Source organism: Methanosarcina sp. UBA5, from assembly GCF_002505485.1.
In the GTDB taxonomy this organism is placed as follows: domain Archaea; phylum Halobacteriota; class Methanosarcinia; order Methanosarcinales; family Methanosarcinaceae; genus Methanosarcina.
In genome coordinates this window covers 1-6,487 of the sequence record NZ_DAVG01000003.1, presented here as the reverse complement: position 1 = coordinate 6,487, position 6,487 = coordinate 1, and the positions used below count along the sequence as shown (strand labels likewise).

Annotated in this window: 4 protein-coding genes and 1 pseudogene; 2 read left to right on the top strand and 3 right to left on the bottom strand. The window is 38.6% G+C overall.

Annotation, left to right across the window (positions count from 1 at the left end):
- Positions 1 to 2,193: PAS domain S-box protein (locus BP621_RS00220; RefSeq protein ID WP_292387010.1), on the bottom strand; the 2,193-nt coding region annotated here is incomplete at its 3' end.
- A gap of 492 nt (positions 2,194 to 2,685) precedes the next feature.
- On the opposite strand from BP621_RS00220, the gene BP621_RS00215 reads away from it, so the two are divergent.
- A complete protein-coding gene (locus BP621_RS00215) occupies positions 2,686 to 3,027 on the top strand; it encodes a hypothetical protein (protein WP_292387007.1) in 342 nt (113 codons plus the stop codon).
- 213 nt (positions 3,028 to 3,240) lie between these two features.
- Here the strand turns inward: BP621_RS00215 and ilvE are convergent.
- Both ilvE and BP621_RS00205 read right to left on the bottom strand, forming a co-directional pair.
- Positions 3,241 to 4,091 (bottom strand): annotated as a pseudogene (gene ilvE, locus BP621_RS00210) (branched-chain-amino-acid transaminase).
- Positions 4,092 to 4,164: 73 nt separating this feature from the next.
- Complete coding sequence (locus BP621_RS00205; RefSeq protein WP_292387004.1) at positions 4,165 to 4,956, bottom strand: class I SAM-dependent methyltransferase; 792 nt, start codon at positions 4,954 to 4,956, stop codon at positions 4,165 to 4,167.
- An 822-nt stretch (positions 4,957 to 5,778) separates the two neighbouring features.
- Between BP621_RS00205 and BP621_RS00200 the strand changes: the two genes are divergently transcribed.
- Positions 5,779 to 6,393 (top strand): adenosylcobinamide amidohydrolase, encoded by a 615-nt coding sequence (locus BP621_RS00200; protein ID WP_292387002.1) that lies wholly within the window; start codon positions 5,779 to 5,781, stop codon positions 6,391 to 6,393.
- Positions 6,394 to 6,487: the final 94 nt, after the last annotated feature.

The following is a 6,487-nucleotide window of genomic DNA, read 5'->3' as shown; positions in this document are numbered from 1 at the left end:
TCCAGTAACATGTTCTGTAGCACCATTTACATCCGTAATTTTGCCATCAGGCCCGATGGTTACCAGAGGGTCAAGGCGGGCTTCAATCAAACTGCGATTATAAAGATTTGACAATCTGAGAGCTTCTTCTGCATTTTTGTTCTCAGTAATATCTCTGGTGATAGTGGAGATAGCCACAAGTTTTCCAGACGCGTTAAAAACCGGAGAAAGAGTAACTGAAACATTTATTATTGTTCCATCCTTTTTCATCCGCAAAGTTTCGTAGTGGTGAACCCTTTCTCCCCGTTTAATCTTTTCAATTAAATTCTTTGTTTCTCCTTTAGTATTGCCTGGTTCAAGTATGGATATGTTTTCTCCCAGAACATCTTCAGCTAAATATCCATAAACTTTCTCTGCCCCATTATTCCAACTAATAATAATTCCATCAAGAGATTTGGTTAGAATTGCATCATCTGATGACTCCACAACATTTGCTAGTGTCTGAATCATCTTTTCTGCCTTTTTAATCGCAGTAATGTCACGTGCAGCAGCAAAGATGCCAATAACCTTACCATTCTCATCTCTATAAACCGAAGCATTGTATAAAACTGGAGATATATGTCCATCCTTGTGTCGAATCTCTAGAGGATAATCTCTAACTTCGCCATCCATGAATACATGCTGATAGCCTGAACGGGCTTTCTCAGGCTCAGTAAAGTAATCTGAAAAATCAGTCCCAATTAAATTATTTCGGGAATATCCAGTAACATGTTCTGTAGCATTATTTACATCGGTAATCTTACCATCACGCCCAATAGTTACCAGAGGATCCAGACTGGCTTCAATCAGACTGCGATTATAGATATTTGATAATCTGAGAGCTTCTTCTGCCTTTTTGCGTTCCGTAATATCTATGAATGCAGAAATAGATCCGCGCACGTTTCCCTGTTCGTCATGCAAGGGCCTGGCGTTGCCCAAAACATGTCGTATCTCGCCGGCAGAAGATATAATATCTAGCTCAAAGTCGTTAATCTCTCTACCCGTAGCTGCCATCTGCGACGGCATATCTTCAGGTTGGAGTTCAATTCCGTCCTTGAATAATTTAAATATCTCGGGCTTCTCTCCCTCAGGAGCGGACTTGGAAAAGTTTGTACTACCTACTGGAATTCGTAACCATTCATAAGCGAGCCTGTTGCCAGTTATCTGAAGCGCCTGAGGGTCATGTGCTATATATACAGAGACAGGAACAGCATCCAATAATACTACCAATTCCTGTGAACGAGCTCGCTCACGTTTCTCGCTCTCCCGCAGTGCATCCACCAGAGCATCACGTTCCGCCAGTGATTGAGATAGCTTGATGTTGCTGTAGCTTAGTTGTGAGATCATATTAGCAAAGGTCATGAAGAAAGCCATGCTTGTATCTACAGTTTTCCTGCTAAGCCGAGGAACTTTTTCAAGCGCGGCTATATATTCTTCCTCATTGAAGCCATATTGCCTAGCTTGAGATCGAAAAAGCTCATAGTCCAGAGGCTCGTCATCAAAAAAGAACTGGCCTGAGAAGACATTACCTACATGCTGCCCTTCTACCATAACTGGAGTTACTACGTCCCACATATTGTTCTTACACTTATAGAACTTATATCCTCCCGGAGCAACCCCCGCAGTTAGACTCATGTCGCTTTCTACGCAATGCTTGCAGGCTTCAGGATTAATCCGGTGGAATTTCGTACAAATTTCTTGCCATCCAACACTCACCAGAATATTGCCTTTAAGATCAAGTAAGGCCATGGGGATATGAGCAAGTGTATAAAAATCACTCATAAGAGACTGGACAGCTTTAGCATCGATAATCTCGGCAAGCTTCAGGTTTGCCTTTTTTTGAGTTTCACTTTCCAGACTTTTTCCCTCAAGCTTTTTACGGTCGCTTATGTCAAATCCGTAAATGTTTACGCATTCTCGTTCAGGCAAAGGGTGAAAAACAATAAAGTATACTTTTTTGCCCATAGTAACTTCTATTTTTTCAATACTTTTCCGGGAAACTGCCCTTTGAACAAAAATTTCGAGATGTAGAGGCAATTTATCTCCGACTCTCACGCCCCAATCATGCAATAAGGGCTTCCCCGCCTCATTTGAGTAAAGGATAACTCCATCCTTTGCCACACTAAGCACAGGATTTGGGTCTATTGCTTGAGACTGCTCCTTTTTCGCTTTCATTTTCCCCTTAAGTCTCCCTCTGTAATTCAACAAAATGCAATCTTTAGTGATATTAAATAAATTAATTTTAATTTTATATTTCGATTATTTTATTTGTTGTGTAATAAAAGATTCTTTGCATTTCGTTTTACTGATAACTTTAAGATGTCTACTATAGTGCCAGTTTGCATTGATTCGATTATTTAATTTAACCTTCTTTCATTTACATTGCTGCGAAAAATTATGACCATAATATAATAACATTTAAATTTAATATAATACATTTAAATTTATAAAATATACTATTGACATTGCTACTAAATAACTTTTCATTAAGCTTTATTGGTTAAATAGCTAACATTATTAGTAGACCATTTAAATTTGAGCCTTTTTAAGGCGGTTTCAAGATATGCCTGATGTGTTTTAGCCCTACACTGTCCCAAAAGCCTAATAAGAAGCTTAAAAAACTTGAGTTTTAGTTTACACCCCAAATATTTTTGAATAAATAGAAGTATGGAAAAATTTGGTAGTGAAGTCTATGAGCAAATGTGGGGTTCAAGCGAGTTCACAATTACAGGAAATCTCAAAGGCTACGAGCGAGTGGATCTGCTGAAGGAAATATCCGTCCCAACCCTTTTCACCTGCGGACACTATGATGAGGCTACCCCGTCTACAACTGCATATTATCATAGCATGCTTCCGGAATCTGAGATTGTTGTCTTTGAGGACGCATCTCATCAACACCACCTTGAAAAACCAGGCGAGTATCTTGAGGTTGTTCGTAATTTTATAGATAAAACAGAAAATAGGCAGATGTTTAACAATCCTTTAAACCCCATCTCACTGAAAAATTAATCGGTGCCCTTCAGGTGTTCCTCAGAGTAATCGAACCCACTTTCCGCAGTAAATTAAGGATTTTTACAATTTTTCTTGCTATCGATTTTAGATCTGAGATGAATTTATTGGATTTCTACGCAGAGTTAAAAGCATCGAGATGAAGTGTTTAGAGACAAAAACAACAGATGGAATGCGAAACAAAGATCCGCTTCCATCTTTTAAATTCAGCTTTTAAGAGTAGATTGGAGTCCCATTGTTTTCAGTGACTTCTTTGAAACCTCTGGCCAGCTTCCTGGTAAGCGGACCTGGCTTTCCATCTCCGATCAGTCTTTCAACTAAGGTGCCGGTGACAAATATTTCATCTGCTGTGTAAAGATCAAATAAACCCAAGTTTGCTTCGATAATTTCGTATCCCATCTGGACCAGAACTTCGACGACTGTAGATTTGGTTATTCCTTTTAAATTGCTGATTGTCAAGGGGGTATAGACCTTATCATTCTTGACAACAAAAATGTTATCTGCCGAGCCTTCGCACACAAAGCCATTCTGGTCCAGGAAGATAGCTTCATCCCCACCTTTTTCATTGGCTTCAATCTTTGCCAGGATGTTGTTTAGGTAGTTGAGAGATTTAATATTCGGGGACAGAAAATCAGGTGCATTTCGCCGGACAGAGACGCTGACTCCTGTGATTCCTGCTTCATAGAGGTTGCCATACATAGCTCCCCAGCCCTGAGCTATAACAATTACACTTGGCTTTTCACACTTGCGGGAGTCAAGCCCAAGGTCTCCGATCCCTCTTGAGATTACAAGAAGGACATAGGCATCTTTAAGGTTGTTTTTCCTCAGGGTTTCAAGAATTACCTCAATCATCTCATCCTTTGTGAGATATATATCCATTGCAATTGCCTTTGCTGAATCGTAAAGTCTGTCAACGTGCTCTTTTAACTTAAGACACGTCCGTTATAAGCCTTTATACTTTCAAACACTCCGTCACCATAGAGGAAACCGTGATCATAGACCGAACCCTTGGCTTCGGACCTGGGGACAAACTTTCCATTAACATAAATCAGTAATTCGCTCATGTACAAATCACCCTGTTTGAAGCTTTAATCCAATCTGAACTCAATATATTTTATTATCTTTTGTCTTACAGACCTATTTCTCCCGATAAGCTTCAATTTCCAGCCTTTTCATCTGGACATGGACATATCTTTTATCATCAGGCGGATAATTTTTCACAAAAAGAGCTACAAGTTCATTTATAAAGTCCTCTTTCAGCTCTTGAGGTACCTGTTGTATATAAGGGTGCCAGGTTGAAGCAATCCAGGCGAAAAGTCCACTTTCTCCTTGAAGAGCCATGTCTTTTGGGATCAATTCCAAACGCTTAATTGAAAAACCTGCATCTTTGAGCCATTTACCATATTCTTCAGGTCCATAAAAGCCGTATGGAAATACAAAATCCCTGAAATAAGAGTTCCATTTTTTGTTTTCAAGCATGCAGTCAAGAATTTTGAAGATTTCCGCAGAGTTTCCTCTTCCTCCAAGCTGGGCCAGAAATACTCCGCCAGGTTTGAGGCTTTTCCAAAAACTCTTCAGAGCAGCTTCAGGAGCGTTTATCCAGTGAAGAACAGCATTGGAGAAAACAATATCAAACTCAGAGTCAAAAGTAAGTTCACTGGCATTTGCCTGCATAAAAGTAAGGTTTGGAAACTTCTCTTGAGGATAATGATTTCTGGCAAAAGTAATCATTGCTTCGGAGAGATCGATTCCTAGAACAGAGCCTTGAGGTAAGCTTCTTGCCATTTCAGCACTAAGTTTTCCATCACCACAACCAACATCCAGAAACCTTTCATTTCCTTTCAAATTCAGCTTTGAAAGAAGTTCAAACCCCCAGTTTTTCTGAGCTGAGGAATTAGAAGAATAAAGTTTTGGATCCCAGGAATACATAAAAACTATTTGTATTTTCTCTAAATATTTAACAGTTCCGGCTTTACTAGGCCTCAAGTGATTCTGTAGTAAACGTTAGAAAGTCCATGTGAAAACTTACAGGACTGCATTTGAACTGAAAAACGGCAGCATTAAGCCGTTAAATATTTAAAATGTAGATTTAATTTTAATGTTTATTCTTCAATAATCCATTTTTTGTTAGCTTTAGTTTTGCATATTCAAAAATGCTCGTCTTATTTTCCCCAAAATTCAATTATTCAAAAGCAGTTAAACACTTACTCAACTGCGAGATTTATAAGAAATAGAATACCATAAACCGTACAAAACACTTACAATAAAAAAGATAATTGCAAGGATTAAAAATCCACGAAAGCCAAAAATAGCATAGAATGCTCCAAAAACAATATAAAATATCCCGCAAAGAATGATAAGAGCTAACCAGTATGAATGATACCTGTGATCCATGATAAGTAATTAGAAGATACTTTGATAAATAATTTATTATGTTTATGATTAAGAACATTATCAAGAGCCTTTTAAATTAAACCACTACCGCTTCGTAATATCTTTATAATCCGGTCAAGCCTTTTCTAAAAGAGCGGTTATAGGAGACCGCTCAACAGTGGAGTATCAAGAAAAATGCTCGAAAAATGGGAACTTAATAACCTTTCTTATTCAAAAATGCGGCTTTAATTGGTCTTTATAAGTCAAAGGACTTTATTAGACACTTATATAAAAGAATAAAAAGTATAAATCATAATAATTGGAGATAGATAAAGATATACGATTGTACTCTTTTCTGTAAAAACGGAGCTCATGTATATGCAATACTATGTGAAGGACAGTGCCCTTATAATCAAAGGAGATTTCGAAGCCGCGAGCACGGGCTTAAACGGTGGCCGCGCACGGGTAAAGTATATTTTCAACAAACAGGTGCCAAGAACCTTTAACCCTCCTGACCCGCGGGAGTTCTTAAAAGAAGAAGCCCTGAAACTGGGTCTTGGAAAGGATCACTTCGGCCTGCTTACAGCTGTGAAAATGGAATACCTTCAGGTAATAGAAAATGACTACCTGACAGCTTTCATAACCGCTGGCATAAGCAACGGCTCAGAATTCAGGGCAAAGGTAGGAACCATAAATATAATTCTAGTCTCAAAAGCAAGACTATCCGAGACAGCTCTTCTCGGAGCGATAATCACAGCCACCGAAGCAAAAGGGCTTGCTTTGCTTGAAAAAGGATACACCTTCCTTGGCACGAATACGGATGCAGTGATTGTCGCTTATGAGATTGACTCAAAAAAGGACTCAAAACTTGGCCTGGAAAATGAGAGGAAAACTGAAATTCCTTACTCAGGTTCAAGCACGGATTTTGGGAAAAAGATTACTGAAGCCGTTATAAAAGGAGTAAAAGCAGGGCTTGAGCTGAGGGGAGAGTGAATTTAAAAGAGACATCTCTTGAGACTAAAGCAAAAAATATAAGAACGTATCTTAAATTAAGCAGAATAAAAGATTTTAAAAACATATCCAAAGC

What these genes read in the sequence shown, in the direction of transcription:
- BP621_RS00215 (WP_292387007.1), top strand. Translation starts at nt 2,686, where the DNA reads ATGGAAAAATTTGGTAGTGAAGTCTATGAGCAAATGTGGGGTTCAAGC.
- BP621_RS00200 (WP_292387002.1), top strand. Translation starts at nt 5,779, where the DNA reads ATGCAATACTATGTGAAGGACAGTGCCCTTATAATCAAAGGAGATTTC.
- BP621_RS00205 (WP_292387004.1), bottom strand. Translation starts at nt 4,956, where the DNA reads ATGTATTCCTGGGATCCAAAACTTTATTCTTCTAATTCCTCAGCTCAG.